The 26,081-nt window shown below is 56.0% G+C and carries 22 protein-coding genes and 6 tRNA genes; 10 read left to right on the top strand and 18 right to left on the bottom strand.

Translation table 11 applies throughout. From position 1 onward, the window contains the following. Positions 1–14 precede the first annotated feature (14 nt). The 5 genes from lepA to rpoE all read right to left on the bottom strand — a co-directional run bounded on the left by lepA (position 15) and on the right by rpoE (position 4,796). Positions 15–1,814 carry a translation elongation factor 4 gene (gene lepA / locus FJU30_RS24395; RefSeq protein WP_150437557.1) on the bottom strand — a complete coding sequence of 600 codons (1,800 nt, stop codon included), beginning with the start codon at positions 1,812–1,814 and terminating at the stop codon, positions 15–17. A gap of 257 nt (positions 1,815–2,071) precedes the next feature. Further along, on the bottom strand, positions 2,072–2,551 hold the full coding sequence (gene rseC / locus FJU30_RS24390) for a SoxR-reducing system protein RseC (RefSeq protein WP_150437556.1): 480 nt from the start codon (positions 2,549–2,551) through the stop codon (positions 2,072–2,074). Next, on the bottom strand, positions 2,548–3,507 hold the full coding sequence (gene rseB / locus FJU30_RS24385; protein WP_150437555.1) for a sigma-E factor regulatory protein RseB: 960 nt from the start codon (positions 3,505–3,507) through the stop codon (positions 2,548–2,550). The genes rseC and rseB overlap by 4 nt, the downstream gene beginning before the upstream one ends. Beyond that, positions 3,507–4,172, bottom strand: coding sequence for an anti-sigma-E factor RseA (rseA, locus tag FJU30_RS24380; protein WP_150437554.1), 666 nt, complete (start codon positions 4,170–4,172; stop codon positions 3,507–3,509). The genes rseB and rseA overlap by 1 nt, the downstream gene beginning before the upstream one ends. A gap of 48 nt (positions 4,173–4,220) precedes the next feature. Then, positions 4,221–4,796 carry an RNA polymerase sigma factor RpoE gene (gene rpoE / locus FJU30_RS24375; RefSeq protein WP_150437553.1) on the bottom strand — a complete coding sequence of 192 codons (576 nt, stop codon included), beginning with the start codon at positions 4,794–4,796 and terminating at the stop codon, positions 4,221–4,223. Positions 4,797–5,259: 463 nt separating this feature from the next. Between rpoE and nadB the strand changes: the two genes are divergently transcribed. Continuing rightward, positions 5,260–6,861, top strand: a complete 1,602-nt coding sequence (nadB, locus tag FJU30_RS24370; RefSeq protein WP_150437552.1) for an L-aspartate oxidase — start codon at positions 5,260–5,262, stop codon at positions 6,859–6,861. Between the two features lie 18 nt (positions 6,862–6,879). On the opposite strand, the gene trmN is transcribed toward nadB, so the two are convergent. After that, a complete protein-coding gene (trmN, locus tag FJU30_RS24365; protein WP_150437551.1) occupies positions 6,880–7,635 on the bottom strand; it encodes a tRNA(1)(Val) (adenine(37)-N(6))-methyltransferase TrmN in 756 nt (251 codons plus the stop codon). A 188-nt stretch (positions 7,636–7,823) separates the two neighbouring features. Between trmN and srmB the strand changes: the two genes are divergently transcribed. Both srmB and FJU30_RS24355 read left to right on the top strand, forming a co-directional pair. After that, positions 7,824–9,149 (top strand): ATP-dependent RNA helicase SrmB, encoded by a 1,326-nt coding sequence (gene srmB, locus FJU30_RS24360; protein WP_150437550.1) that lies wholly within the window; start codon positions 7,824–7,826, stop codon positions 9,147–9,149. A 256-nt stretch (positions 9,150–9,405) separates the two neighbouring features. Continuing rightward, positions 9,406–10,371: a metallophosphoesterase gene (locus FJU30_RS24355; RefSeq protein WP_150437549.1), complete on the top strand. Its 966-nt coding sequence runs from the start codon at positions 9,406–9,408 to the stop codon at positions 10,369–10,371. Between the two features lie 286 nt (positions 10,372–10,657). On the opposite strand, the gene grcA is transcribed toward FJU30_RS24355, so the two are convergent. After that, on the bottom strand, positions 10,658–11,041 hold the full coding sequence (gene grcA, locus FJU30_RS24350; RefSeq protein WP_150437548.1) for an autonomous glycyl radical cofactor GrcA: 384 nt from the start codon (positions 11,039–11,041) through the stop codon (positions 10,658–10,660). A gap of 390 nt (positions 11,042–11,431) precedes the next feature. On the opposite strand from grcA, the gene ung reads away from it, so the two are divergent. Further along, positions 11,432–12,118, top strand: coding sequence for a uracil-DNA glycosylase (gene ung / locus FJU30_RS24345; RefSeq protein WP_150437547.1), 687 nt, complete (start codon positions 11,432–11,434; stop codon positions 12,116–12,118). Positions 12,119–12,270: 152 nt separating this feature from the next. Here the strand turns inward: ung and FJU30_RS24340 are convergent. The 3 genes from FJU30_RS24340 to gltX all read right to left on the bottom strand — a co-directional run bounded on the left by FJU30_RS24340 (position 12,271) and on the right by gltX (position 14,275). Next, positions 12,271–12,346: transfer RNA gene (locus FJU30_RS24340), tRNA-Ala, on the bottom strand. Between the two features lie 37 nt (positions 12,347–12,383). After that, positions 12,384–12,459, bottom strand: a tRNA-Ala gene (locus tag FJU30_RS24335). Positions 12,460–12,859: 400 nt separating this feature from the next. Beyond that, a complete protein-coding gene (gene gltX, locus FJU30_RS24330) occupies positions 12,860–14,275 on the bottom strand; it encodes a glutamate--tRNA ligase (protein WP_150437546.1) in 1,416 nt (471 codons plus the stop codon). A 273-nt stretch (positions 14,276–14,548) separates the two neighbouring features. Between gltX and FJU30_RS24325 the strand changes: the two genes are divergently transcribed. From FJU30_RS24325 to FJU30_RS24310, 4 genes are all read left to right on the top strand, one after another. Then, positions 14,549–14,624: transfer RNA gene (locus FJU30_RS24325), tRNA-Val, on the top strand. 44 nt (positions 14,625–14,668) lie between these two features. Continuing rightward, a tRNA-Val gene (locus tag FJU30_RS24320) sits at positions 14,669–14,744 on the top strand. A gap of 37 nt (positions 14,745–14,781) precedes the next feature. Continuing rightward, a tRNA-Val gene (locus FJU30_RS24315) sits at positions 14,782–14,857 on the top strand. 7 nt (positions 14,858–14,864) lie between these two features. Next, a tRNA-Lys gene (locus tag FJU30_RS24310) sits at positions 14,865–14,940 on the top strand. 312 nt (positions 14,941–15,252) lie between these two features. Here the strand turns inward: FJU30_RS24310 and FJU30_RS24305 are convergent. The 7 genes from FJU30_RS24305 to dgt all read right to left on the bottom strand — a co-directional run bounded on the left by FJU30_RS24305 (position 15,253) and on the right by dgt (position 23,879). Beyond that, positions 15,253–16,245, bottom strand: coding sequence for a sulfate/molybdate ABC transporter ATP-binding protein (locus tag FJU30_RS24305; RefSeq protein ID WP_150437545.1), 993 nt, complete (start codon positions 16,243–16,245; stop codon positions 15,253–15,255). Continuing rightward, complete coding sequence (gene cysW / locus FJU30_RS24300) at positions 16,235–17,119, bottom strand: sulfate ABC transporter permease subunit CysW (RefSeq protein ID WP_150437544.1); 885 nt, start codon at positions 17,117–17,119, stop codon at positions 16,235–16,237. The genes FJU30_RS24305 and cysW overlap by 11 nt, the downstream gene beginning before the upstream one ends. Before the next feature lie 12 nt (positions 17,120–17,131). Continuing rightward, the gene (cysT, locus tag FJU30_RS24295) at positions 17,132–17,944 is read right to left on the bottom strand and encodes a sulfate ABC transporter permease subunit CysT (protein ID WP_150437543.1); all 813 of its coding nucleotides are present in this window, start codon (positions 17,942–17,944) and stop codon (positions 17,132–17,134) included. A 96-nt stretch (positions 17,945–18,040) separates the two neighbouring features. Next, positions 18,041–19,045, bottom strand: a complete 1,005-nt coding sequence (locus FJU30_RS24290; protein WP_395858859.1) for a sulfate ABC transporter substrate-binding protein — start codon at positions 19,043–19,045, stop codon at positions 18,041–18,043. 317 nt (positions 19,046–19,362) lie between these two features. Continuing rightward, on the bottom strand, positions 19,363–20,529 hold the full coding sequence (locus FJU30_RS24285) for a CdaR family transcriptional regulator (RefSeq protein WP_150437541.1): 1,167 nt from the start codon (positions 20,527–20,529) through the stop codon (positions 19,363–19,365). Positions 20,530–20,773: 244 nt separating this feature from the next. Beyond that, entirely contained in the window at positions 20,774–22,213 is a 1,440-nt protein-coding gene (degP, locus tag FJU30_RS24280; RefSeq protein ID WP_150437540.1) for a serine endoprotease DegP, read from the bottom strand. 148 nt (positions 22,214–22,361) lie between these two features. Continuing rightward, positions 22,362–23,879 (bottom strand): dGTPase, encoded by a 1,518-nt coding sequence (gene dgt / locus FJU30_RS24275; RefSeq protein WP_150437539.1) that lies wholly within the window; start codon positions 23,877–23,879, stop codon positions 22,362–22,364. Positions 23,880–24,024: 145 nt separating this feature from the next. Between dgt and mtnN the strand changes: the two genes are divergently transcribed. Then, the gene (gene mtnN, locus FJU30_RS24270; RefSeq protein ID WP_150437538.1) at positions 24,025–24,723 is read left to right on the top strand and encodes a 5'-methylthioadenosine/S-adenosylhomocysteine nucleosidase; all 699 of its coding nucleotides are present in this window, start codon (positions 24,025–24,027) and stop codon (positions 24,721–24,723) included. Positions 24,724–24,978: 255 nt separating this feature from the next. After that, positions 24,979–25,257, top strand: coding sequence for a hypothetical protein (locus tag FJU30_RS24265; protein ID WP_150437537.1), 279 nt, complete (start codon positions 24,979–24,981; stop codon positions 25,255–25,257). Positions 25,258–25,317: 60 nt separating this feature from the next. Here FJU30_RS24265 and erpA read toward each other — a convergent pair whose 3' ends face one another. Beyond that, positions 25,318–25,662 (bottom strand): iron-sulfur cluster insertion protein ErpA, encoded by a 345-nt coding sequence (gene erpA, locus FJU30_RS24260; protein ID WP_150437536.1) that lies wholly within the window; start codon positions 25,660–25,662, stop codon positions 25,318–25,320. Between the last annotated feature and the right edge of the window lie 419 nt (positions 25,663–26,081).

Here is a 26,081-nt window from a genome sequence, read left to right as displayed (position 1 = left end):
CTCCTCAGGATGGATTATTTACTGTCTTTTCCTACGTGTAAAATGGCCAGGAACGCTTCCTGAGGCAGCTCCACGTTACCGACCTGCTTCATACGTTTCTTACCTTCTTTTTGCTTCTGCAGCAGTTTCTTCTTACGGCTCACGTCGCCGCCGTAACATTTCGCCAGCACGTTCTTACGCAGCTGTTTGACGGTTGAACGCGCGATGATGTGGTTGCCGATGGCGGCCTGAATCGCGATATCAAACTGCTGGCGCGGGATCAGATCTTTCATCTTCTCCACCAGTTCACGCCCGCGGTACTGCGAATTGTCGCGGTGGGTAATCAGCGCCAGCGCGTCCACACGCTCGCCGTTGATCAATACGTCGACGCGCACCATATCGGAGGCCTGGAAACATTTGAAATTGTAGTCCAGCGAAGCGTAGCCGCGTGAAGTGGACTTCAGGCGATCGAAGAAGTCCAGCACCACTTCCGCCATCGGGATGTCATAGGTCAGCGCAACCTGGTTGCCGTGATAAACCATGTTAGTCTGGATGCCGCGTTTTTCCACACACAGGGTAATCACATTGCCCAAATATTCCTGCGGCAGCAGCATATGGCATTCCGCAATCGGCTCGCGCAGTTCGGCGATATTATTCAGCGGCGGCAGTTTGGACGGACTGTCCACATGAACGACGTCCCCGCCGGTGGTTTCAACCTGGTACACCACGGTGGGAGCGGTGGTGATCAGATCGAGATCGTATTCGCGCTCCAGACGTTCCTGAATGATCTCCATATGCAGCAGACCAAGGAAACCGCAGCGGAAGCCGAAGCCAAGCGCGGTGGAGCTTTCCGGTTCATAAAACAGCGAGGCGTCGTTCAGGCTCAGTTTACCCAACGCATCGCGGAAGGATTCGTAATCATCGGAGCTGACCGGGAACAGACCGGCATAGACCTGCGGTTTAACTTTTTTAAAGCCCGGTAAGGCCTTTTCGGCGGGCTGACGGGATAACGTCAGCGTATCGCCGACCGGCGCGCCGAGAATATCTTTGATGGCGCACACCAGCCAGCCGACTTCGCCGCAGTTCAGCACGTCACGGTCGACCTGCTTCGGCGTAAAGATGCCGAGACGATCGGCGTTATACACCTGACCGGTGCTCATCACCTTGACCTTATCGCCCTTGCGCAGGCTGCCGTTTTTAATCCGCACCAGCGAGACTACGCCCAGGTAATTATCAAACCAGGAGTCGATGATCAACGCCTGCAGCGGCTCGCCTGGCTCGCCGACCGGCGGCGGAATATCGCGCACCAGCCGTTCCAGCACTTCGGGCACGCCTACGCCGGTCTTGGCCGAGCAGCGCACCGCGTCGGCGGCGTCTATGCCGACAATATCCTCTATTTCCTGCGCGACGCGATCGGGGTCGGCCGCCGGCAGGTCAATTTTGTTCAGAACCGGAACCACTTCCAGATCCATTTCAATCGCGGTATAACAGTTCGCCAGCGTCTGCGCTTCAACGCCCTGCCCGGCGTCCACCACCAGCAGCGCCCCTTCACAGGCGGCCAGCGAGCGGGATACCTCGTACGAAAAGTCTACGTGTCCCGGCGTGTCGATGAAATTCAGCTGATAGGTTTCGCCATCCAGTGCTTTGTAGTCCAGCGTGACGCTCTGCGCTTTAATGGTTATGCCGCGTTCACGTTCCAGATCCATCGAATCAAGAACCTGCGCGGCCATCTCCCGCTCGGTCAGGCCACCGCAGATTTGAATAATACGATCGGACAACGTCGACTTACCGTGGTCGATGTGAGCAATAATGGAAAAGTTTCTTATATTCTTCATTCTAAAGTATTTTTCTACCCTGCTGTTCAGACACTGTTGCCGATGGGCACGCACATGAAGTGAAAATGACAGAGAATGTCTTTCACCGGAACCGCTGCATTCTACATGGCGCAAGGTTGAAAACCTAGTCATGTGCGGCGCATTACCCACGATTATGACCGTTTTATTCAGAAAGCACGCGCAGCAAGATGAAAGAAGATATTAAGCCGGCCGGAAGGGGGACAAATAAAAGGAAATAACGTGCGACAGGTTAAAGATTAACCCCGCTGTTCGCTCGCGGTCTGGACGCGCAATTGCGCGTCAGGCAGCGCCACCTGCAGAATAGTCGGCTGATAGTCGCTGTTTTGCTCCATCTTCCCGGCTTGCAGCCTGGCGAGCATAAAACCCAGCGCGCCGCCGGCGAATGCGCCGCACACCGCCATTATTTCGCTGCCGCTCAGCGCCTGCATCAGCGCGGCGCCGCTCAGCAAACCGGCCAGCGGCGTCATATAAATCAGCAGCGCGGAACGCAGCAGGCTGCCTTCGCCGATGCCCAGTTCCACTCGCTGCCCTACGCTGAGCGGGCGGGCATAAGGAATCTGGAACAGCGACGCAGGGGCGAGATCGCCCGGCTCGCTGAGCGCCCGCGCGCCGCAGCCTGAGCGCGACTGGCAGCTGCCGCAGCCGGAACGCGGCTCACAGCGCAGCGTCGCGACGCCCTGTTGCCAGGCGACGACCGTGGCCCATTCCTTGATCACTTCGCCTCTCCGAAGACGATATTATCCGCAATACGCTTAGCGGTGATCGGCGGCAGTTCCCCGACGATGGTGATTTCACGATTATCGCGCACTTCGGTATGCACCATACGCCGTCCGCTGGTACGCAGATACTGCTGCTCTATCGGCTGGTCGCCCGTGGGATTGATATTAATCGAGAAACTGAACAAACCATCGCTGTACATACGCGATTCAATAGCGAGATTGATCTCCGGCAGCGAACGACGCCCGGACGAGACTTCCTTCACGCCGCCGGGCAGCCACTGCGGCGTCCAGTTAAAGCGGGTTTGTTCCGGTCGAGGCGTAGTCAGCAACGGCGGCAGGTTGGCCGTTTCCAGCGATTTCATCGCCGTCTGAATATCCTGGTCAATAGTTAAGGAAATGGCCCGATACTGTTCGAGCACCTCCCCTTCACGCCCCTGTAAATCAGCGCGCAGCGGCAGACCGGACTCGGCGTCCAGCCACACCACATAGCTATAGCGCGAGCCATCGCGCGGCACGATGCGAATTACATCGCACAGCCGATCGGCAATGCGCGATCGGGCGACAGGGATGAAATTATAGTAGTTGGCCAGGTAGTTGAAATCGGCGTAAGCCAGAGCCGGCAAAGCGTCAACAATATGATCGCCCGGCAGCGAAAAAGGCTCCATTCCGGTGTCAAAATAGCTAATGCTGTTGCCGCGCTGGACGATCTCGCGCCGCGGCCCGTCCAGTTGCACCAATTGCGCCAGCGAATGCCGGTTAAACAGCGTGTGGCGATAGCGCAGGGATTCGATCCCCTGATTGCTGACGTTGACGAAATAAAGTTCGTAGCTCAATGCGCGGCTGGCGCTGTTCATTTTCTGCAACAACGCCCCGGTATCCGTCTGGGCCGGGGCGAGGGCTGAGTAGAACAGGCTGCCTGCCAGCAAACAAGTGGCAAACCAAAAACGCTTCATTACTGCGGTTGCATTCCTAATGACTGAGTGCCGGGAACCTGAACCGCAGCCTGCTGGGTTTCATGCTGATCGGCCTGTAGTGGTTCAACGTGTAAACGGCGCTGTAATTCATAGTCCTGCAAAATCGCATTGATGCGTTCACGCTGGGCCTGAACCTGTTGACGACCGCTGTGAGAAAGATTATCCGACGGCACGCCCAGACTAACCGGAGAAGCGGAGCCCATCACCGGCAGCGAGTTGAACACCGGCGCCAGCTCGCTTTGGCCATCCGGCGCATTATTATTGCCGCCCGGATGGTTGTAATTCTGCACCCCGACAATCACCGCCATTGAGACGCAGGCGGCCACGCCGATCTGGGTAATCTGACTGGCCCACGGACGAACTTTGTTCCAAAACGGAAGTTTGCTCCATGAGGCCGGAGCCGGCTGGGATTCCGGCACGGCCAGCGGAACCAGTCTGACCGGCTCTTTTTCGATAGCAGCGGCAACCTGCGCAGCGATATCAAGGTGAACAACCGTATTACCAATATCACCACGCAACGTGTCGCGAATTAAATGATAACGCTGCCAGCTCTGCTGCAGATCATCATCACTCGACAACGTATTCAGCAGTTCGCTATCAACGGTCTCGCCATCCATCAAAGCGGAAAGTTTCTCTTTCTGCATATCCGATACCCTTACCTGTCAATATCCACCTGAGTCAGCGCTAAAAAGCTAGCGCTGAATGAGAGGCTGAACTTTATTATCAATAGCTTCCCGCGCACGAAAAATACGTGAACGAACGGTGCCGACCGGACAATCCATAATGGCCGCTATCTCTTCATAGCTCAGGCCATCCAGCTCACGCAGTGTAATCGCCAGCCGCAAATCCTCCGGCAACGACTCAATAGTGCGGAAAACTATCCGTCGTAACTCATCTGACAACATTAAATTCTCAGGGTTCGAAATTTCTTTCAGGGCGCCGGCATTTTCGTAATTTTCCGCGTCGTTGGCATCGACATCGCTGGCGGGCGGGCGCCGCCCCTGTGCAACCAGATAATTTTTTGCCGTATTGACCGCTATACGGTAAAGCCATGTGTAGAACGCACTTTCGCCGCGGAACGACTCCAGCGCGCGGTAGGCCTTAATGAACGACTCCTGCACCACGTCAGGCACGTCCCCCTGCGGAACATAGCGGGACACCAGGCTCGCCACTTTGTGCTGGTAACGAACGACCAGTAAGTTAAACGACTTTTGATCGCCTTTCTGGACCCGTTCAACCAATACCTGATCCGTTAACTGCTCGCTCATCCGAGGTAATATCTCCCCAAGCCTGTATCCATGCGTAAAAAAATAGTATTGCCAGCTATCATGCCATAGACCGAGCAAGCACCAGCTTTGATTTTATTTTTCTCATAAAGTTCCGGCCACAACGGGCTTTTGTTGCATACGCAGCGGGGTTCAGGCAGCCGGGTTAAACGCCGCCCGCGTCACGAATTGCCGCCGCATACGGAAATTCCGTTCGTCCGCGGGAGACTGGCGTAGTATGTCAGGCTATAGCCTCATAATGATAGCGCACGCCAGCTTTGTACTTTCGCTACGCCCGGGGCGGAATCATACGCTAAATCACATATTTTCGCACCAGAGCGCGGCATACACTATTTTTTTGCGACAAAGTTTAATTTACTAAACATTTTGTACAAAAAATGGTGCGTTATGGGCTTTTACGGTGCTAGTATCGGATTATTGTTTTTCATTCACAAAACATAAACCGATGAAAACGACTTCAGATTATTCCTGCGATGTATTAATTGTCGGCAGCGGCGCCGCCGGCCTGTCGCTGGCGCTGCGTCTCGCGCCCCAATGCAACGTGATCGTATTAAGCAAGGGGCCGCTCAATGAGGGCGCCACGTTTTACGCTCAGGGCGGCATCGCCGCCGTATTTGATGAAACCGACAGCATCGCGTCACACGTCGAAGATACGCTGATCGCCGGCGACGGGCTGTGTGAACGAGAAACGGTGGAGTTCATCGCCAGCAACGCCCGCAGCTGCGTGCAGTGGCTGATCGATCAGGGCGTATTGTTCGACACAGAAACCAGCTCGGAAGGCGAGTCCCGCTATCACTTAACCCGCGAAGGCGGGCACAGTCATCGCCGAATTCTGCACACCGCCGACGCCACGGGTAAAGCCGTGGAAACCACGCTGGTCGCCCAGGCGCGCGCCCATCCGAATATCAGCATTATGGAACGGTGCAATGCGGTCGACTTGATCACGTCGGACAAAATCGGTCTGAGCGGCACCCGGCGCATCGCCGGCGCGTACATCTGGAACCGCGAACGCGAGGTGGTGGAATCCTGCCGCGCAAGGGCGGTAGTGCTGGCGACCGGCGGCACGTCGAAAGTCTATCAGTACACCACCAACCCGGACATCTCCTCCGGCGACGGCATCGCCATGGCGTGGCGCGCGGGTTGTCGGGTGGCGAATCTCGAATTTAACCAATTCCATCCCACCTGCCTCTATCACCCGCAGGCGCGCAATTACCTGCTGACGGAAGCGCTGCGCGGCGAAGGCGCCTGGCTAAAACGTCCCGACGGCAGCCGTTTTATGCCCGATTTCGATGCGCGCGGCGAACTGGCGCCGCGCGATGTGGTGGCGCGCGCCATCGACCATGAAATGAAGCGCCTCGGCGTTGACTGTATGTTCCTGGATATCAGCCATAAACCGGCTGAATTCATTACCCGGCATTTCCCCACTATCTATGAGAAGCTGCTGACGCTGGGCATTGATTTAACCCGCGATCCGGTTCCCATTGTCCCCGCCGCGCACTATACCTGCGGCGGCGTGATGGTCGACCAGGCCGGCAGGACCGATCTGGATGGACTATACGCGATCGGCGAAGTGAGCTACACCGGGCTGCACGGCGCAAACCGGATGGCCTCCAATTCGTTGCTAGAATGCCTGGTCTACGGCTGGTCGGCGGCGCAGGATATCCTGCAGCGTCTGCCGTTGATGAAACCGGTTAAAAATCTGCCGGCCTGGGATGAAAGCCGGGTCGACGATCCTGACGAACGAGTGGTCATTCAGCACAACTGGCACGAGCTGCGCCTGTTTATGTGGGATTATGTCGGCATCGTGCGCACCACCAAAAGGCTGGAGCGAGCGCGGCGGCGCATCACCATGCTGCAGCAGGAGATTGATGAGTACTACTCGCATTTTCGCATTTCCAACAACCTGCTGGAGCTGCGCAACCTGGTGCAGGTGGCCGAATTGATTGTGCGCTGCGCGCTGGAAAGAAAAGAGAGCCGCGGTCTGCACTACACGCTCGATTATCCCGAGAAGCTGGACAATCCGCGCCGCACCATCCTGCAGCCCTGACGAAATCCGTCCCGTATTCTAGGACGGGGAAGGCATGAACAGATAGAAGGCGTGAGTCAGAGCCTGAAACGCCGCGGAATAGCTCCCGTCGTCGTCGCGGATCACCAGTCGCTGTTCATAACACGCCGCCGGCTGGCGCGCCAGAGCCAGCAGTACCCGCCGCGCCGGCCGGGACGCCCTGTCCGCCACCGTCAGCCGGCGCGCCACATACCAGCCGCGTGAACACGCCTGCTGGCAAAACAGCCCTGCAATATCCTGCGGCAACACCAAACAAAATAGCCCATCCGGCGTCAACAGCGCGGCGGCGCATTCCAACAGGCTGGCGTGGCTCAGGCTGCTGGTATAGCGCGCCTGCTCGCGCTCAGCGCTGCGGCAGGCCGGCCCTGCGGGGAAATAAGGCGGATTGCTGACAATCAGCGAATAGCGGCGCGCCGTAGCGGCGGCGAACCCGACCACATCCCCTTCATATAGCCGCAGACGCTGCGCCCACGGAGACGCCTGCAAGTTCTCGCGCGCCTGCTGCGCGGCCGCGCCGTCAATCTCGACGGCATCGATGCGCACCTCGCTACGGCTGCGCTGCGCCAGCATCAGGGCAATCAGCCCGCTGCCGCAGCCGATATCCAGGATTTTGTCGCCGCGCAGCGGCGCCCAGGCGCCCAGCAATACGCCGTCAGTGCCGACTTTCATCGCACAGCGATCGTGCGCGACAAAGAACTGCCTGAAGGTAAATCCGTCGCCTCTCAGCGGCGTTTTATCCTGTAAGTGCTGTTGCATAATTCATGACTCCGGCCGGAAACCGCCGTAGCATAGGATAAAGAGTGTCGCAGGAAAACCTCGCTTGTCAGCTTATCGCTAAAAGATTGCGCGCTGCAGCCAGCCGGCAACTTGCAAGATGACGGGGATAAACAGGTGAACAAGCCAGCCAATACGTCTATAATCAGCGCCCCAAACAGAGGTAGACCATGACTGTAACCAATTTTTCCGAGTTCGATCTTGATGAAAGCCTGTTAGAGGCCCTGCGCGATCTGGGCTATGAACAGCCCACCGCGATCCAGGAGGAGGCCATTCCTCCAGCGATGGATGGACGTGACGTGCTGGGTTCCGCGCCTACGGGCACTGGCAAAACAGCGGCCTTCTTACTCCCGACCCTGCAGCATTTACTGGATTTCCCCCGGAAAAAGTCAGGTCCGCCGCGTATTCTTATTTTGACCCCGACGCGCGAATTGGCCATGCAGGTAGCCGATCAGGCGCGCGCGCTGGCGGCGCACACGCACCTGGATATCGCGACCATTACCGGCGGCGTGGCCTATATGAACCATGCCGAAGTATTCAGCGAAAATCAGGACATCGTGGTGGCGACCACCGGTCGTCTGCTGCAGTACATAAAAGAAGAAAACTTTGACTGCCGGGCGGTGGAAACGCTGATTCTCGACGAGGCCGATCGCATGCTGGATATGGGCTTCGCCCAGGATATCGAGCATATCGCCGGCGAAACCCGCTGGCGTAAACAGACGCTGCTGTTTTCCGCCACGCTGGAAGGCGACGCCATTCAGGATTTCGCCGATCGCCTGCTCAACGAGCCGATCCTGATCGAATCCGATCCTTCCCGTCGCGAACGCAAAAAAATTCTGCAGTGGTATTACCGCGCCGATAACGTGACTCATAAGACCGCATTGCTCAGCCACCTGCTAAAACAGCCTGAAGCAACGCGCTCTATTGTGTTCGTGCGCAAACGCGAGCGGGTACATGAGCTGGTCGGCTGGCTGCGCGATGCCGGCATCAACGCCAGCTATCTGGAAGGCGAGATGGTACAGGCTAAACGCAATGAGGCGATTAAACGCCTGAGCGAAGGACGGGTTAATGTGCTGGTCGCCACCGACGTGGCGGCTCGCGGTCTGGATATAGCGGACGTCAGCCACGTATTTAACTTTGACCTGCCGAAAACCGCCGAAACCTATTTGCACCGGATTGGCCGTACGGGACGCGCCGGACGTAAAGGCTGCGCCATTTCGCTGGTTGAAGCCCATGACCACCTGCTGTTGGGCAAAATCAGCCGCTACCTGAAAGAGCCGATGAAAATCCGCGTCATTGATGAACTGCGGCCGGAAACCAAAGCGCCGTCAGCGAAAGAAAGCGGCAAACCGTCGAAAAAAGTGCTGGCGAAACGCAAAGAGCAAAAAGAAAAAGAGAAGGTTAAGGTCAAGGTGAAAGTGCGCCACCGGGACAAAAAAAATATCGGCAAACGCCGCCAGCCAGCCCGTAAGGCTGATGAGCCCGCTGCCGAATAAGGCCCGGAGATCGCCGCGCGATTAACAAACGGCGCGCGGCCGCTGAGCACAGCGCCGTTTGTTGTTCGGCCGCTGTCGTTGGCCGGCGTGGCCGAATAGCGCAGCCCCTGCGCCGGCCGCGCCGCACCGGCAAAGTCCCCATCCACACGCCCGCAGACCAGGATTATTCTTAGCTCTTCATCTAAGCGTCACAAGATTAATACACTACGCCGGCATAATTCTTTCGCTATTAACTCACTAACGGGAGAATTATGTTATGCGTCGTCGTCAATTCCTGCAGTTAGCCGGTGCGGTTTTTCTGGCATCCCGCTCCGCTGCAGCCTTGTCCGAAACGCCCACCGCCTCTCAACTCACGCTGCCTGAATCAGGTAAACAATTGCTGAAATTCGGCCTGGTCACCGATATCCATTATGCGGATAACGATACTTATGGCGCGCCGGGAGAGGAATTCTACGAAGTCTATCGGCATGCACTGCCGAAATTTCGCCAGGTCATCGACCTGTTCAACACGCAGTCGCTCGACTTTGCCATTGAACTTGGCGACTTTAAAGACTGCGTCAGCCCCCAGAATCATGAACAGACTATAGGTTTCCTGAAGCAAGTGGAGGGTGAATTCGCTAAATTTAAAGGCGATCGCTACCACGTCGTCGGGAATCATGACTTTGACGCCATCAGTCCGCAGGACTTTCTTGCCTGTACGCAAAACGCCGGCGATGCCAACGGCAAGTTTTATTATACCTTTGTAAAAAATGGCGTTCGCTTCATCGTACTGGACGCCTGTTATATCGATTCCAAAGGCAAAGGCGTGCACTTCTCTCACAACAACTTTACCTGGGATATCGCCCATATTCCTGATGAAGAGATTGACTGGCTGCGCGCCGTACTAAAATCCGACGACAAACCCGTCGTGGTGTTTACGCACCAGACGCTGGATTACTTTGACCCGGAAATGGCGAAAGCGAAAGTTATCGTTCAGAACGCTGAGCCCGTGGTCAAAGCGCTGGAAGATTCGGGACGGGTTTTGGCGGTCTTCTCCGGCCACCATCATCCAGGCCGTTATAATTTCAGAAATGGCATCCATTACTTCACCACTAAGGCGCTGGTCGAGTGGCCGCTGCCTCATAACGCCTGCGCCATCGTCACGATTGATAAAGATCTGAATATTTATGTGGAAGGCATGTACGACGCCGTTTCCAGGCAGTTAAATAAAGCGCATGCCTGATAATTATCATTAAAACACAACACCTTGCCTGTTCCGTATTTTTTCCGTCATCGGCCATGACGTGTTGTATAAACCGGCATGCTGCTTTCAACCGCCACTGCGTAAGCAGGCGCGAATATCAGTCAACCGGCGTGTACCCCATTGTGGAACAGTGAAATTTTATCCAACCAGGAATCAGTCACATAAAAAAGGGCTCATGAATCAACATGAGCCCTATCGGGATAGCGCTGCTGGCGCCCCAACTCTCGCAATATTAACTAAAACTCAACCAGCGCGAATTTACCGCTTACAGGCTTTCGGTAAAAGTACGAGTGATCACATCGCGCTGTTGTTCTGGAGTCAGCGAGTTGAAACGAACGGCGTAACCGGACACGCGAATGGTCAGCTGCGGATATTTTTCCGGGTGCTTAACGGCGTCTTCCAGCGTTTCACGGCGCAGAACGTTGACGTTCAGGTGCTGACCGCCTTCCACGTTAACCTGCGGTTTCATTTCCAGAGGAATTTCACGGTATTCAATCTGCCCCAGATCGCTCACCGGAACTACCTGATCTTCACTATAGCCAGCCTTCGCGCATACACAGCGAGCCTGCGATTTTTCTTCATCCAACAGCCAGAAAGAGTTAACCAGAGCGCTGTCATTTGCTTTCGTGATTTGAATACCAGTAATCATTTTGTGCCTCCATCAATAGGACGGTAATCATTGTTGTAATGCAAAAATTCTCTGCCACTACTACGTTTCTTTTAACGTCCGGATAAAACGTATGAGTATCTGATAACCTGTATACCAGTCTGACACCAGCAATTCTTTGACATAAATCAATTTTACCGCCCCACCATTACGGGGCGTGATATCAATTTATTGTTTTATATCAATTTTAGCCGCACGGTAACTGCAATTTTTTTTGTAAATTTTCAACTATTTTTCAACACATAACGTTCCGACCGGCCGATGGGAGCCCGCCGGCAAATACGTCCGCCGCACTCTGTTACGGTTTTACCTTGTCCGAATAGGCGGTACTCTACGCACTGGTTAATTAATCGAACAGACAAGGAGTGCATAATGGCCCCTTCCCTCACCTGGCGCGACGTACTGGCTCAGGAAAAAGAACAACCCTATTTTGTTGATACGCTGAAATTTGTCGCCAGTGAACGCGCCGCGGGAAAAACCATCTATCCGCCACAGCCGGACGTCTTTAACGCATTTCGTTTCACCGAACTGCACGCGGTAAAAGTCGTTATCCTCGGCCAGGACCCCTATCACGGTCCGAATCAGGCGCACGGTCTGTCCTTCTCCGTCCGCCCCGGCATTCCGGCACCCCCTTCTCTGGTTAACATCTATAAGGAGCTGTCCAGCGATATTGAAGGTTTTGCCATCCCTCAGCACGGCTTCCTGCAAAGCTGGGCGCAACAGGGCGTTCTGCTGCTTAATACGGTGCTGACCGTCGAAGCCGGCAAAGCGCATTCGCACGCGAATCTGGGATGGGAAACATTTACCGATCGGGTGATAGCCGCGCTCAATGAACAGCGCGAAGGGATTGTCTTTTTACTCTGGGGATCGCATGCGCAGAAGAAAGGCACCATTATTAATCCTCAGCGCCATCATGTGCTAAAAGCGCCGCACCCTTCCCCGCTGTCGGCTCACCGGGGTTTTCTGGGCTGCCGTCATTTTTCCCGCGCCAACCAGCTGCTGGAACAACAGGGGCTGACGCCAATTGACTGGACCCCGCGCCTGCCCGACGCGCAGTAGTACATCGTTCGCTGCTTTTACGCTCGAGTGGAGGCAGCGAACGCCAGCCGCGAAAAGCCATACCAAAAATCGCACATAGCGGACGGCATGCGGTGAATGAACAAAAAAGAGACTGAGCGGTACGAAAAAAGAAATGACGCCGGGGAAAGGATTGGTGGAGCTAAGCGGGATCGAACCGCTGACCTCTTGCATGCCATGCAAGCGCTCTCCCAGCTGAGCTATAGCCCCACACGATACAAATAACAGGAAACAAACCAATAAGAATTGGTGGAGCTAAGCGGGATCGAACCGCTGACCTCTTGCATGCCATGCAAGCGCTCTCCCAGCTGAGCTATAGCCCCGTCCTGACACAAACTATCTGTGTGAACGGGGCGCATAATATGAGACCCGACAGACGGTGTCAACGGCTAAATCGGATTCTGTAACCAACCGCTGAAAAAGACACCAAACTGTCAAAACTCTGCGCACTCCGCGGCTGAGGCGCATTAAAAACCGGCGACGTGCGGGACAAGCGAGAGAAAAGACGAACGCCGGCCAGTGATGACAGAGCCACAGAAAGGGAAGAGAGCAGCGAAGAAAAAAACGGCCAGCCGCTAAATATACCGGCTGGCTGACGGCCCTTTCATCTTCCAGGCCGCGGGAACAGGGCGTATGCGACATGCGCCGAACTCGCCCCCGGGAAGCGGGGGCAAAGATAACGCCCGCGCGCGACGGGCAAAAGCGTTCCGCCGCAGGACGGAATTATTGCTGCGCCTCACGCGCGGCAATAAAGGCCAGCGCTTTGTCAATGCGCGCCAGCGCACGCTGCTGACCAACCGCATGTACCGTCACGTCCACGCCCGGCGACTGGCCGGCGCCGGTTACCGCCACGCGCAGCGGCATGCCGACCTTGCCCATCCCCAGTTGCAACTCATCGGCCGAACCCTGAATGGCGTGGTGAATATTTTCCGCCGTCCATTCCGTTATCGCGGCCAGCTTATCGCGCACCAGTTCCAGCGGCTGGCGGGCTACCGGCCGCAGATGTTTTTTGGCCGCATCCGCATCGAACTGCTGAAAATCCTCGTAGAAATAGCGGCAGGAAGCGGCTATTTCTTTCAGCGTCTTGCAGCGTTCGCCCAGCAGCGCCACCAGCTCGGACAGCTGCGGGCCGTTACGGGTGTCGATACCCGCCTGTTCGATATGCCAGGCCAGATGCGTAGCGACATAGTCAGCCGGCAGGTTATTAATATAGTGGTGGTTTAGCCACTGCAGTTTTTCCGTATTGAACGCGCTGGCCGACTTGCTCACCGCCTCCAGCGAGAAATACTGTTTCATTTCATCAAGGGAGAAGATCTCCTGATCGCCGTGCGACCAGCCCAGACGCACCAGATAGTTCAGCAGCGCTTCTGGCAGATAGCCGTCATCGCGATACTGCATCACGCCCACCGCGCCGTGGCGTTTGGACAATTTTTTACCATCGTCGCCAAGGATCATCGAAACATGGGCATATTCCGGCACCGGCGCGCCGAGCGCCTTCAGGATATTGATCTGACGCGGCGTATTATTAATGTGGTCCTCGCCGCGGATCACATGCGTGATTTCCATATCCCAGTCATCAATCACTACGCAGAAGTTATAGGTGGGCGAACCGTCGGTGCGGCGGATAATCAAGTCGTCCAGCTCCTGGTTGCTGAATTCAATCGGTCCGCGGATTTTATCGTCAAAAATCACCGAACCGTCCAGCGGATTGCGAAAACGCACCACGTGCGGTTCATCGTCGCTATGATGTTCATGCCCATCGCGGCAACGCCCGTCATAACGCGGCTTCTCGCCTTTAGCCATCTGCTCTTCACGCAGCGCGTCCAGCCGTTCTCTTGAGCAGTAGCATTTATAGGCCGTGCCGTTCTCCAGCATTTGGTCGATCACCTGATTATAGCGATCGAAGCGTTTGGTCTGATAATACGGGCCTTCATCCCAGCTAAGGTTCAGCCAGTTCATGCCGTCCATAATGGCGTCGATCGCCGCCTGGGTCGAACGCTCAAGATCGGTATCTTCAATGCGCAGTACGAATTCGCCTCCCTGGCTATGTGCATACAGCCAGGAGTACAGTGCAGTGCGCGCACCGCCGACGTGCAGATAACCGGTCGGGCTGGGCGCAAAACGAGTTTTGATTTTCATTGGGATAACGACCTTATTGCGTAACGATTGCCGGCATGAACGATCCGGCGCAGACTCAGATTCAAAAGTGGGCAACATTCTATCACTCTGCCCCGATTCCTCAACGCCGTAACCGCCGGCAATGCGCCGATTGCGCGCATTTATGCATAAACAATCAGCGCCCGCGCGCAGAAACAGAACATCCTGACTAAATTTACGACGAACGGACATTTTACTTTTAAAAAGCGTTGACTCACTTTCAACTATCCCTATAATGCGACTCCAACACAGCGGGGGTGATTAGCTCAGCTGGGAGAGCACCTCCCTTACAAGGAGGGGGTCGGCGGTTCGATCCCGTCATCACCCACCACTCATCAGAGTGTCTCGTTGTGTTAAGTAAGAAGAAGTGAGTTTGGGTGATTAGCTCAGCTGGGAGAGCACCTCCCTTACAAGGAGGGGGTCGGCGGTTCGATCCCGTCATCACCCACCAGACTCGCACCAGCGGTCTTCTTACTAAAACCTGAAGTGGGTGATTAGCTCAGCTGGGAGAGCACCTCCCTTACAAGGAGGGGGTCGGCGGTTCGATCCCGTCATCACCCACCACTTCAGCGGGTCGTTAGCTCAGTTGGTAGAGCAGTTGACTTTTAATCAATTGGTCGCAGGTTCGAATCCTGCACGACCCACCATTTCCTTGTTATCTTCCTTCCCTGAAGTACATCCATCTGGTCTTTTATCTTGCACGTGTCGTGCCAGTGAGCGTCTGTTTTCAGATTCGAGCCGGACGAAGCCAGACAGCCCCCTATTAGCGTTGACCCCGGCGGGGCGAGGTTCCCTCACCGGTGGATGAACGCGGTCTATAGGGAGTATGACGGAGGAATAATGCTATCCCTTTGATCGGGTCTGCGCCGACGCCGTTATTTTCTGCCATAAAAAAACGCCCCGAAAAGGCGTTTTCTAGAAATTTTATGGCGTAAGACTGCAGCCCCGTCAGAAAATCATCAGATTTCCCAGTCGTAGCTGTAGACCTTTGGTTTGAATTGAATCACGTCTCCCTTTCTCAGGCCGTTCAGGCTGGCGTCGTCTTTCGCCACTTCAGCCTCGATCAATTCGCTTTGCTCATCAAGTTTCAGCGACAGACGCGTCAACGCGCCCAGCGGGCGAATGTCACGCACCACAACCGGCTGGAACCCCTCCTGGGCCTGGACCGACAGCGAGACTTCATGCGGCCGGAACAGAATGACTTTATCCGACTGCTGAACCTTCAGCCGATTGCTGTCGCCCAGGAAGTGATAGACAAATTCGCTGGCCGGATGGTTATACACTTCATCCGGCGAACCAATCTGTTCAATCACCCCTTTGTTCATCAGCACGATGCGATCGGCCACTTCCATCGCCTCTTCCTGATCGTGGGTGACAAATACCGAGGTCAGGTTAATATTTTCATGCAGTTGCGATAGCCAGCGACGCAGTTCCTTACGCACTTTAGCGTCCAGCGCGCCGAAGGGTTCATCAAGCAGCAAAATGCTGGGTTCGACAATCAACGCGCGCGCCAGCGCCACGCGCTGACGCTGGCCGCCGGAAAGCTGTTCGGGATAGCGATCGGCCATCCAGTCCAGCTGTACCATATTGAGCAGCTCATGCACTTTCTTTTCGATTTCGCCCTTCGACGGCCGCAGCTTTTTGGGCTTCATACGCAGGCCAAAGGCCACATTGTCGAACACCGACATATGGCGGAACAGCGCGTAGTGCTGGAATACAAAACCCACGTTACGTTCGCGCACGTCGTGCACCGAAACATCCTGACCGTTAAAAATAATACTACCGCTATCCGGCGTTTCCAGCCCGGCGATAATCCGCAGCAGCGTGGTTTTACCACAGCCGGAAGGCCCCAGCAGCGCCACCAGTTCGCCGCTCTGGATCGCCAGGTTGATTTGCTGCAGCGCTCTGAACTGGCCAAATTGTTTATTAATGTTCTGAATCTCAATGCTCATTTTTGGCCAACTCCTGTTGTTTCTCTATTTGCTTAGCCAGACGCCCTTCACTCCACTGCCGCAGCAGCAGAATCACCAGCGACATCACCAGCAGCAGAATCGCGACGCTAAAAGCGGCGACAATGTTGTATTCGTTGTACAAAATTTCGATGTGCAGCGGCAGGGTATTGGTCAGCCCGCGAATATGGCCGGAAATTACGGACACCGCGCCGAATTCGCCCATCGCGCGGGCGGTGCAGAGCACTACGCCGTAAATTAGCGCCCACTTCACGTTAGGCAGCGTGATATACCAGAACATCTGCCAGCCGCTGGCGCCCAGTAGTCTGGCCGCCTCTTCTTCCTGGGTACCCTGCTGCTCCATCAATGGGATCAGTTCGCGCGCCACGTAGGGCAGCGTGACGAAAATCGTCGCCAGCACAATACCGGGGACGGCATACACCACCTGCAGGTCGTGCTCCATCAGGAAGGGATAAAGTTTGCTCTGCGCGCCGAACAGCAGCACATAGACCAGACCGGCCACCACCGGCGAAACCGAAAACGGCAAATCGATCAGCGACAGCAAGAAACTCTTGCCGCGAAACTCAAACCGGGTGACGCACCACGCCGTCGCCAGCCCGAAGATCATATTCAGCGGTACGGAGATCACCGTGGCCAACAGCGTTAATTTAAGCGCCGCGACCGCATCGGGCTCGCTGATCGCTTCCCAGAACGCGCCGACGCCGTTCGCCATGCCCTGGGTTACCACCATCAGCAGCGGCAGCACCAGAATTGAAAAGAAAACGCCCCATGCCAGCGTTACCAACACATAATAGGTTACAGAACGCTTTTTGCGGCGTTCCTGCGCCTTCGTCTGTACCGAAATAACCTGCTCCATCGCCTTGCCGCCTTACAGTTTCGGTTGGATACGGCGCTGCAATAAATTAATCAGCAGCAGCATAATGAAAGAAACCAGCAGCATAAACACGCCAATACCGGTAGCGCCCTTGTAGTCATATTGATCAAGTTTAGAGACGATCAGCAAGGGTAAAATTTCCGTTTTAAACGGAATGTTGCCGGCAATAAATACCACTGAACCATACTCTCCTACCCCTCTGGCAAACGCCAGCGCAAAGCCGGTTAGCCACGCGGGCAACAGTGTGGGGATTAAAACATACCGGAAAATCTGCAGCGGACGCGCGCCCAGGCAGCTGGCCGCTTCCTCTATCTCTTTGGGAATATCCGCCAGCACCGGCTGCAGCGTGCGCACCACGAAAGGCAGGGTGACGAAGATCAGCGCCAGCGTAATGCCAATACTGGTATAGGCGATTTTGAAAGGAAACAGCGAGCCGACCAGTCCGTTCGGCGCATAGAGCGAAGTCAGCGCAATCCCTGCCACCGCCGTAGGCAGAGCGAACGGCATATCAATCATCGCGTCGATGATTTTGCGACCGGGAAACGTATAGCGCACCAGTACCCAGGCCAGCAGCGTGCCTAAAATACCGTTAACCAATGCGGCCATTAACGCCGTACCAAACGACAGTTGCAGGGAAAAAAGCACCTGACGGCTGGTGATCAAATCCCAGAATTGGGTCAGCGTCAGTTGGCTGGCATAGAGAAACATGCCGGCAAGCGGAATTAATACAATTAACCCGAGGTAACTGAGGCTGAATCCAAGAGTCAATCCGAAACCAGGAATTACCGGGGAAATGCGCTGTGACATAGAAAGCCTTTAATGAATATCGTCAATCTCATACCGGTGATGCGAGGTCCGCCGCCGGCGCCACTCAACGATGGCGCTGACGGCGGAACAGAGACATTATTTATTAATTTCACTGAATATTTTGTCGAAAACGCCGCCATCGTTAAAGAACTTAGGCTGGGCGACTTTCCATCCGCCAAACTCTTCATCAATTGTAACCAGTTTTACCGGAGCGAATTGATTTTTAAATTCTTCAGCAATCTTTGGGTTGCGCGGACGATAGAAATTTTTGCCGATAATGCGCTGCGCTTCGTCGCTATAAAGATAGCTCAGATAGGCCTCGGCCTGTTTCTGCGTCCCTTTGCGCTCCACCACTTTATCCACCACGGCCACCGGCGGCTCAGTCAGAATAGACAGCGACGGCGTGACGATTTCCAACTGGTCGCCGCCCTGTTCATGCAGCGACAAATAGGCCTCGTTTTCCCAGGCCAGCAGCACGTCACCCAGGCCGCGCTGCACAAAGCTGATGGTAGAGCCGCGCGCGCCGGTATCCAGCACCGGGGCATGGCGATACAGATCGGTAACGAATTTTAACGCCGTCTCATCGTTGCCGCCCGGCAGGCTCCTGGCGTAAGCCCAGGCCGCCAGGAAGTTCCAGCGCGCGCCGCCGGAAGTTTTCGGATTTGGCGTAATCACTTCCACGCCCGGCTTGATCAGATCGTTCCAGTCTTTGATCTGTTTCGGGTTGCCCTTGCGCACCAGGAACACAATGGTCGAGGTATAAGGCGTGCTGTTGTCCGGCAAACGCGCCTGCCAGTTTTTATCAATCAGCGGCTGATTCAGATTCAGCGCATCAATATCGCCCGCCAGCGCCAGCGTCACCACATCGGCCTGCAAGCCGTCAATCACCGAGCGCGCCTGTTTGCCGGAGCCGCCGTGCGAATTTTTGATATTGAGGGTTTCACCCGTCGTTTCTTTCCAGTGCTTAATAAATGCCGCGTTGTACTGCTGATAAAGCTCACGCGTCGGATCATAAGAAACGTTGAGCAAATCCGTTGCGGCGGATGCCATGCCGGCGAACAACAGCGAGGCGGCGGCCAGAGACAGCCCCAAACGACGTATCGACATATTTATCACTCCCTTAAGATGTACTTGTAGTTATCCACCGCAGAATTGAGGGCAACGAGCTGCCTTTACCGGGCAAAACCTGTCGGACATATTCAGATATATCGACGCCGTCTGGGGTAACGCGCCGCCAGACCGCGCTTTCAACGTAGTTGAATATGGAAATAACAATAGAGGATAAGGGAAAGGGGCAAAAATACTGTTTCGCGATAATTTATACGATCACGTTATATTGTTAATCTTTGTGCATGTATTTGGCGATAAAGACACAGAAATAAAAAATACGCTATATTTCATCATATTAAAAAGAACGCCTAGCGTAAGCAGGCTTCGTCATCCAGCTGTAGCGCAATATACAGCAGCAGGCGGTTGTCGAAGTTCGCCAGATCGAGCCCGGTGAGCTCCGCAATGCGATTAAGCCGGTACTCCAGCGTATTGCGATGCACGAACAGCGCTTTCGCCGTGGCGCCCGGCTGCGCATTATGGCGAAACCAGGTATTCAACGTGCGACGCAATAATCCATTGCTATCTATCGCCTTCAGCTTCGCCAGCGGCTGCGCCAGTTCCTGGGCCTGCCAGCCGCCGCGCAGACTGTCGAGCAGCACCGGCAGCATCAGATCCTGATAGAAATAGCAGCGCTGCGCCGGCATCCGCTGTTTGCCGACGGCCATCGTCGTGCGCGCCGTGCGATAGGAACGGGCAATGCTGCCGGCGCCGGTGAAATAATTACCCAACGCGATGCGCACCCGCAGCCGGCTGCTTTCAGCCATGCGCGACATCAGCGAATCCACCCGGCGCCGCTGCTCTTCCACATCCCAGCGAGCATGGCCGTTCAGCGCCGGTTTCAGCACCACCATTTCGGAGAGCGAGACAATGGCGATCAGATTATCGCGCTCCGGCATAGTCAACAACGTCTGCAACTGCTGCAGCTCCTCCATCGCGCTGTCCACGCCCAGTTGGCCGCTATCAACCTCGATGACCGCCACCACGCGGGGCTGATTCAGATCGACCCCCAGCCGCTGCGCCCACTCCGTCAGCGCCGGCAACAGTTCGTCGGTGCGAATCAGATTCAACACCAACTCTTCGCGCAGCCGGCTGTCCTGCGCCAGAATGTGCAGCAGACGCGTTTGCTCCAGCATCATTTCAGCCGTCATACAAACCAGTTCGCCATACTGCCGCAACTGGCCCGGGTTACCGGTCAACCCGATCACGCCGACGATTTCGCCATCCAGACGCAACGGCAAATTAACCCCCGGCCGCACGCCGTGCAGATGGCGGGCCACGCCGTCATCAATATCCACGACCCGTCCCTGAGACAACGCCAGCAGCGCCCCTTCGTGCAGCGCGCCCAGACGCTCGGGATCGCCGCTGCCGATGATTTTCCCGTGCGCATCCATCACGTTAATGTTGCTATCGATGATTTTCATGGTGCGCGCGACAATATCCTGCGCCAGTCGGGCATCCAGGTGATAAACGGCCATATTTACTCCAGCGCAAACAAAACGTTCGTTATGCACCAGCATAACGCCTGCCCGCCAGCGATGGCAGCGGACGACGCATAAAACAGCCGCGGGACGGCAGGGAATTGCGTATAAGGTCACAGAACAAGGGAAAACGGCGAACGGTCGATAACAAAGAAAAGGCGCGACGGCGCGCCGCGCAGAGAAGAGGCACCGCGCCACCGGGCGACACGACCGTACCCGGTGACGCGGCAATCGTGACGGTTTACTGCATCAACAGATAGATATCGTTATCACCGCGCCGCACGTTCAGCGCCAGCACCGAGGGTTTGCTGTCCAGAATCTTACGCAGTTCGCCGAGATTGGCTACCGGCTGCTGATTGACCCCCAGAATAATATCGCCCTTTTGCAGACCCACGCGCGCCGCGGCCGAACCAGCCTTCACGTTGTCCACTTTTACCCCGCGCATCCCTTCGGACTGCAGATTGCTCAGTTCCGCGCCTTCAATACCGGAATAGATGCTGCCGGAATCAACCTGAGACTGCGAACTTTGCTCCAGCGTCACGTTGACCGTCACCGGTTTGCCCTCCCGCAGCAGGCCGAGCGTAATCGTACTGCCCACCGGCATTGTGCCTACCTGGGCGCGCAGCGCCGCGAAGCTGCTGACGGCCTTCCCGTTTAGGGTAACAATCACATCGCCGGCCTTTATCCCGGCTTTCGCCGCGGCCGATTTCGGCTGGACCTGGCTGACGAAGGCGCCGCGCTGCGCATCAACCTTCATCGCCTGCGCCAGCTCGGCGTTCAACTCGGTCCCGGTGATCCCCAGCTCGCCGCGTTTGACCTCGCCGTACTCGATCATCTGCGCCACCAGGTTTTTCACCATATTGCTGGGAATGGCGAAACCGATACCGATATTGCCGCCGCCGGGCGCCAGAATCGCGGTATTGATGCCAATCAGCTCGCCGTTAAGATTGACCAGCGCGCCGCCGGAGTTGCCGCGGTTAATCGCGGCGTCGGTCTGAATAAAGTTTTCATAATTTTCGATATTCAATCCGCTGCGGCCCAGCGCGGAGATAATGCCGGACGTCGCCGTTTCTCCCAGGCCATAAGGGTTGCCGATAGCGACCGCGTAATCCCCGACGCGCAGGCGGTCTGAATCCGCCAGACCGACCTCGGTCAGGTTTTTAAAGCTCTGCAGCTGAATCAGCGCGATATCGGAGCGCGGATCTTTACCAATGACTTTCGCATCATATTTCCGGCCGTCGGACAGCCGCACCTGGATCTTATCGGCGTTATCGACTACGTGGTTATTGGTGACGACATAGCCTTTCTGCGCATTGATAATCACCCCGGCGCCCAGCGCCTGGAAAGTTTGCCGGGCGGGCGAGTCCCCGTCGCCGTTGTCGTCATCCGGGCCGCTATCACACAGCGGCGACTGCTGAAAGGGCGAACCATCCTGACAAAACGGCGAATTCTCGCCGAAGAAAGGCTGCATCTGAGAGGGCACATCCGCTTGCTTCACCTGCGCCTGCCCTTCAACGTTGATGCTCACTACGGACGGCATAACTTTTTCCAGCATCGGGGCCAGGCTGGGTAGCTGTTGACTGGTGGCGGACACCGTCTCTGCCGCCGTGGCGGCCAGTGGCCCGAAGGCCATAGCCAGACTCAGTGCTAGCGCACTCAAAACCAACGATTTTCTTTTCATCGCGTCATGTCTCATAGTATTCCCACAGAAAAATCAACGGCCTTTTGCTACGACCCTTGCCGTATGAGATAAATGTGTAAACCCAAAGTTCAGCGATGATAAACAGCGATTAGTAAGGAAATATTGACTCCGTTTACAAAAACTGTGGTTAATCCGCCGCCATCAGCCTCCGGTATTCGTCATAGGCATACAAATCGGTCATGCCGCTGATATAGTCCTGGATTAAACGCGCCCGGTAGTAATACTCATAAATCTCTCGTTCGTCCGGCGTCAGCGCCGTCAATTTATCCACCGCTTCGCAGTAGGCCAGCCGGTGTTTGCTGGAGAGTTTGTGGTACAGCCGCGTTTCTATCGGATAGTCGGGATGGTAGTCCCGCTCGACCAGTTGATGGAAATCGGCGCTGGATAACGCCAGCAGCGGACTGTAAATATCAAGCAGGCCGCCGATCACCCGGTAGCCCTGGAGTTCGAGTTGTTCCACCTCATGGTGGTTAAACACCTGCTGCAGCGCGACGCGCTTAAAGGTTTTTAACAATTTATTCTCTGCGCTCTCATCCTCAAGCAGCGCCTGATTAAACGAGCCGTCGAAAATCGCCGGCAAACTGTGCAGGAAACGCTGAGCCGCATGCGGCACCAGTTTATTCACCGTGAAAACGCGCAGGTTCATAAAAAACTGATCGTCGCTGCTGCGCCAGCGGCTGCGGGTCATTAAATCAAACGCTTTGCCGACGGTCTTAGTGAACAGATCGCCGGGCTGAGGCTCGCCCCACGACCGCAGCAGATAGTCATGCAGCTGAGCGACGGTAAAAATGTCCTTTTCGACCGCGTCTTCCAGATCGGCGATACAGTAAGAAATGTCGTCCGCCGCTTCCATAATGTAGGTGAGAGGGTAACGATGATGCTCCTGCATACCCAGTTCACCGCGCAGTTGCGTCACGAACGCCTCTTCCGCCAGGTAGTAGCCCGGTTTTTTCATCAGATAGTGATAGGCGTCAGGAATGGCGCCGCGCCAGTAGGCCGGCCGGGTATATTTCAGGATACAGCCGACCTGGGCATAGGTCAGATTCAATTTCAGCAACGTATGCACCAGGCGGATGGCCTGCGCGTTGCCTTCAAAATGGCACAAGTCCTGACGAATGCGGCAGCGCAGCGCATTACGCTCCGTTTCGCCCGCGCGCAGGCGCAGAAACGGCAGCGCGCAGTTATCGGCGTCGATCGCCTCCTCATGCCCGTCGGCCAGCCCGATACGTTTTCTGAACCAGTTATTAATGGCCGACTCGCCAAAATGGCCGAACGGCGGATTGCCGATATCGTGCATCAGACAGGCCATTTCCACCATGCTTTCGAACGGGATCTGCAGCTGCGCCAGCCCGTACGCCTCCAGCCTGTTGTCGCGTTTTAGATCCTCAAGCACATATTTCGCGATATAGCGGCCAACCTGCTGTACTTCCAGCGAATGAGTCAGGCGCGAACGCACCGCCGCGTTGCGCTCCAGCGGGAAAACCTGGGTCTTTTGCTGCAAACGGCGGATAGCCGCGGAGTTAATGATCCGGCCGCGATCGCTTTCAAACTGCCGGACAATCGCGTACTCATCTTCCGGTTCATTCATCCGGTTATTAAAGGGACGCTGAAAACTGATCTTTTGTTTAAAATCGATATCCGCCATAGGTTCTCCCTGTGAAGCCGTCTTCTGGGTGATAACACTTCGGACCTTAACGCGCAACCGTCATCCATTATTTCTCCGCCGTAGCCATGATAGACTAGTCGACCAGGATTAATGGCTGTTAATAACAACTTTGCGGGGAAACAAGATGAAAGCAGGAATTATCGGCGCCATGGAAGAAGAGGTGACCCTGTTGCGGGATCGGATTGACAACCGCACCACGATCAAACGCGCCGGTTGTGAGATTTACAGCGGCCGGATCAACGGCGTGGAGGTTGCGTTGCTGAAATCAGGCATCGGCAAAGTCTCCGCCGCGCTCGGCACTACGCTGCTGCTGGAACACTGTCAGCCGGACGTCGTAATCAATACCGGTTCGGCCGGCGGCCTTGCGCCGAGCCTCAACGTCGGCGACATCGTGATTTCCGACGAGGTGCGCTACCACGACGTGGACGTCACCGCATTTGGCTACGAGCCGGGCCAGATGGCCGGCTGCCCGCCGGCGTTTATCGCCGACGGCGCGCTGATCGAACTGGCGCAGGCGTCGATCGCCCGGCTGCAGCTTAACGCGGTGCGCGGGCTGGTGGTCAGCGGCGACGCCTTCATCAACGGCGCGCAGCCGCTGGCGCGCATTCGCGCCACCTTCCCGCAGGCGATTGCGGTAGAAATGGAAGCCACGGCGATTGCGCACGTCTGCCACCAGTTCTCGGTCCCCTTCGTCGTCGTGCGCGCCATCTCCGACGTGGCCGATCGCGAGTCTCACCTCAGCTTTGACGAATTTCTGGCGGTAGCGGCGAAACAGTCGACCCGCATGGTGGAAACCATGCTGCAGGCGCTTGCCGACCGCTAAATAGCGCACGGCTCGCCCGCCCCGACGGCCTGAATTCGGACCGCCGGGGCATTTCAAACCTGCGTATCCCTTCTCCTGTACGCGCCCGTCGCGCGCCACCGACTCAGCCATCCAGCCAGCTAAATCTTCAATTCCCCTAATGTATATTCTGATGATAGTCTCAGAGCAACGATAAGGACGTACAGCGTCCACGGCCACTGGCCGGCAATAAAAACGTTTTGGCCCGCGGGCCGCTTTTAACACCAGGTGAAAAAAATGAAAACCGTTTCTCTATGTGCGGGGCTTCTGCTGTGCGTCTCCGCCGCGCTGCCGGCCCGGCAGATGCAGGGGCAGATCCAGGTCAAACTGGAGATCGCCCCCGGCTGCGGCGTGAACGAACAGCGCGATATGACGCTGCGGGCGCAGTGCAACCTGCCCGGCGGCCGACAGGCGGCGGCGCCGATAGCCAGGATCAGCGAGTCCAGGCCGACGCAGGCGCGGATGGTCGATGGCGGGAAAAGTCAAAACGTGCGGCTGATTACCGTGGAATGGTGAACAGGCCAGGACGGCCGCGCCGACATTGTGCGCGCGACCGGGCCGGGGCCTGCGCCAAAGTCAGATGCTGAACGAAGAACCGCAGCCGCAGGTGGTTTTAGCATTCGGGTTGCTGACGACAAAACGCGAGCCTTCCAGGCCCTCGGTGTAATCGACCGAGCCGCCGACCAGATACTGCAGGCTCATGGGGTCGACCACCAGCGCCACGCCCTGTTTCTCAATGGTCATGTCGCCGTCGTTGATTTTATCGTCAAAGGTAAAACCATACTGAAAACCGCTGCAGCCGCCGCCGGTGATATATACGCGCAGCTTTAACGCCGGGTTTTCTTCATCCGCGATCAGGCTTTTTACCTTGTTCGCCGCCGCATCGGTGAACTGCAGAGGCAATGCAACATCGTCACTCATATTCTTTACTCCAACCTTATTTGGTATCAGATGGTGCGCATCATCACCTGACGATTAGTCTCATTATCTTATAGCACGCTCAAACGTTCAACAGTTGACTCCCGCACGAGTCAAGGACGACGAAAAACTTTACCGGCGACTCGCGCCTTCATTTTGCTTGTCCCCCGATCCGTCGGCTGAGCGGCGACAACACACGCCAGCCGCGTTTTATCACGACGCAAACGTTGTCGAATAGCGGCTTACACAGAAAAAACGCCGCAGGAAAGATAAATCAGTTGCCCGATTCACAATCCGCGCATGAAGAGCGCATCAATCAGATACGCACAGATTCCATACCCAAAATAATTCGCGTTGCGGGAAGGCGGCGACGCAGCGAATCCCTGCAGTCTACACCAGTAAGTGACTGGGGTGAGCAAGAA

Source organism: Affinibrenneria salicis (assembly GCF_008710095.1).
This window is presented reverse-complemented; position numbering and strand designations above follow the sequence as displayed.

What these genes read in the sequence shown, in the direction of transcription:
- mtnN (WP_150437538.1), top strand. Translation starts at nt 24,025, where the DNA reads ATGAAAGCAGGAATTATCGGCGCCATGGAAGAAGAGGTGACCCTGTTG.
- FJU30_RS24355 (WP_150437549.1), top strand. Translation starts at nt 9,406, where the DNA reads ATGCGTCGTCGTCAATTCCTGCAGTTAGCCGGTGCGGTTTTTCTGGCA.
- rpoE (WP_150437553.1), bottom strand. Translation starts at nt 4,796, where the DNA reads ATGAGCGAGCAGTTAACGGATCAGGTATTGGTTGAACGGGTCCAGAAA.
- dgt (WP_150437539.1), bottom strand. Translation starts at nt 23,879, where the DNA reads ATGGCGGATATCGATTTTAAACAAAAGATCAGTTTTCAGCGTCCCTTT.
- rseA (WP_150437554.1), bottom strand. Translation starts at nt 4,172, where the DNA reads ATGCAGAAAGAGAAACTTTCCGCTTTGATGGATGGCGAGACCGTTGAT.
- lepA (WP_150437557.1), bottom strand. Translation starts at nt 1,814, where the DNA reads ATGAAGAATATAAGAAACTTTTCCATTATTGCTCACATCGACCACGGT.
- grcA (WP_150437548.1), bottom strand. Translation starts at nt 11,041, where the DNA reads ATGATTACTGGTATTCAAATCACGAAAGCAAATGACAGCGCTCTGGTT.
- cysT (WP_150437543.1), bottom strand. Translation starts at nt 17,944, where the DNA reads ATGTCACAGCGCATTTCCCCGGTAATTCCTGGTTTCGGATTGACTCTT.
- nadB (WP_150437552.1), top strand. Translation starts at nt 5,260, where the DNA reads ATGAAAACGACTTCAGATTATTCCTGCGATGTATTAATTGTCGGCAGC.
- gltX (WP_150437546.1), bottom strand. Translation starts at nt 14,275, where the DNA reads ATGAAAATCAAAACTCGTTTTGCGCCCAGCCCGACCGGTTATCTGCAC.
- erpA (WP_150437536.1), bottom strand. Translation starts at nt 25,662, where the DNA reads ATGAGTGACGATGTTGCATTGCCTCTGCAGTTCACCGATGCGGCGGCG.
- cysW (WP_150437544.1), bottom strand. Translation starts at nt 17,119, where the DNA reads ATGGAGCAGGTTATTTCGGTACAGACGAAGGCGCAGGAACGCCGCAAA.
- FJU30_RS24265 (WP_150437537.1), top strand. Translation starts at nt 24,979, where the DNA reads ATGAAAACCGTTTCTCTATGTGCGGGGCTTCTGCTGTGCGTCTCCGCC.
- srmB (WP_150437550.1), top strand. Translation starts at nt 7,824, where the DNA reads ATGACTGTAACCAATTTTTCCGAGTTCGATCTTGATGAAAGCCTGTTA.
- ung (WP_150437547.1), top strand. Translation starts at nt 11,432, where the DNA reads ATGGCCCCTTCCCTCACCTGGCGCGACGTACTGGCTCAGGAAAAAGAA.
- rseB (WP_150437555.1), bottom strand. Translation starts at nt 3,507, where the DNA reads ATGAAGCGTTTTTGGTTTGCCACTTGTTTGCTGGCAGGCAGCCTGTTC.
- FJU30_RS24305 (WP_150437545.1), bottom strand. Translation starts at nt 16,245, where the DNA reads ATGAGCATTGAGATTCAGAACATTAATAAACAATTTGGCCAGTTCAGA.
- degP (WP_150437540.1), bottom strand. Translation starts at nt 22,213, where the DNA reads ATGAAAAGAAAATCGTTGGTTTTGAGTGCGCTAGCACTGAGTCTGGCT.
- trmN (WP_150437551.1), bottom strand. Translation starts at nt 7,635, where the DNA reads ATGCAACAGCACTTACAGGATAAAACGCCGCTGAGAGGCGACGGATTT.
- FJU30_RS24285 (WP_150437541.1), bottom strand. Translation starts at nt 20,529, where the DNA reads ATGGCCGTTTATCACCTGGATGCCCGACTGGCGCAGGATATTGTCGCG.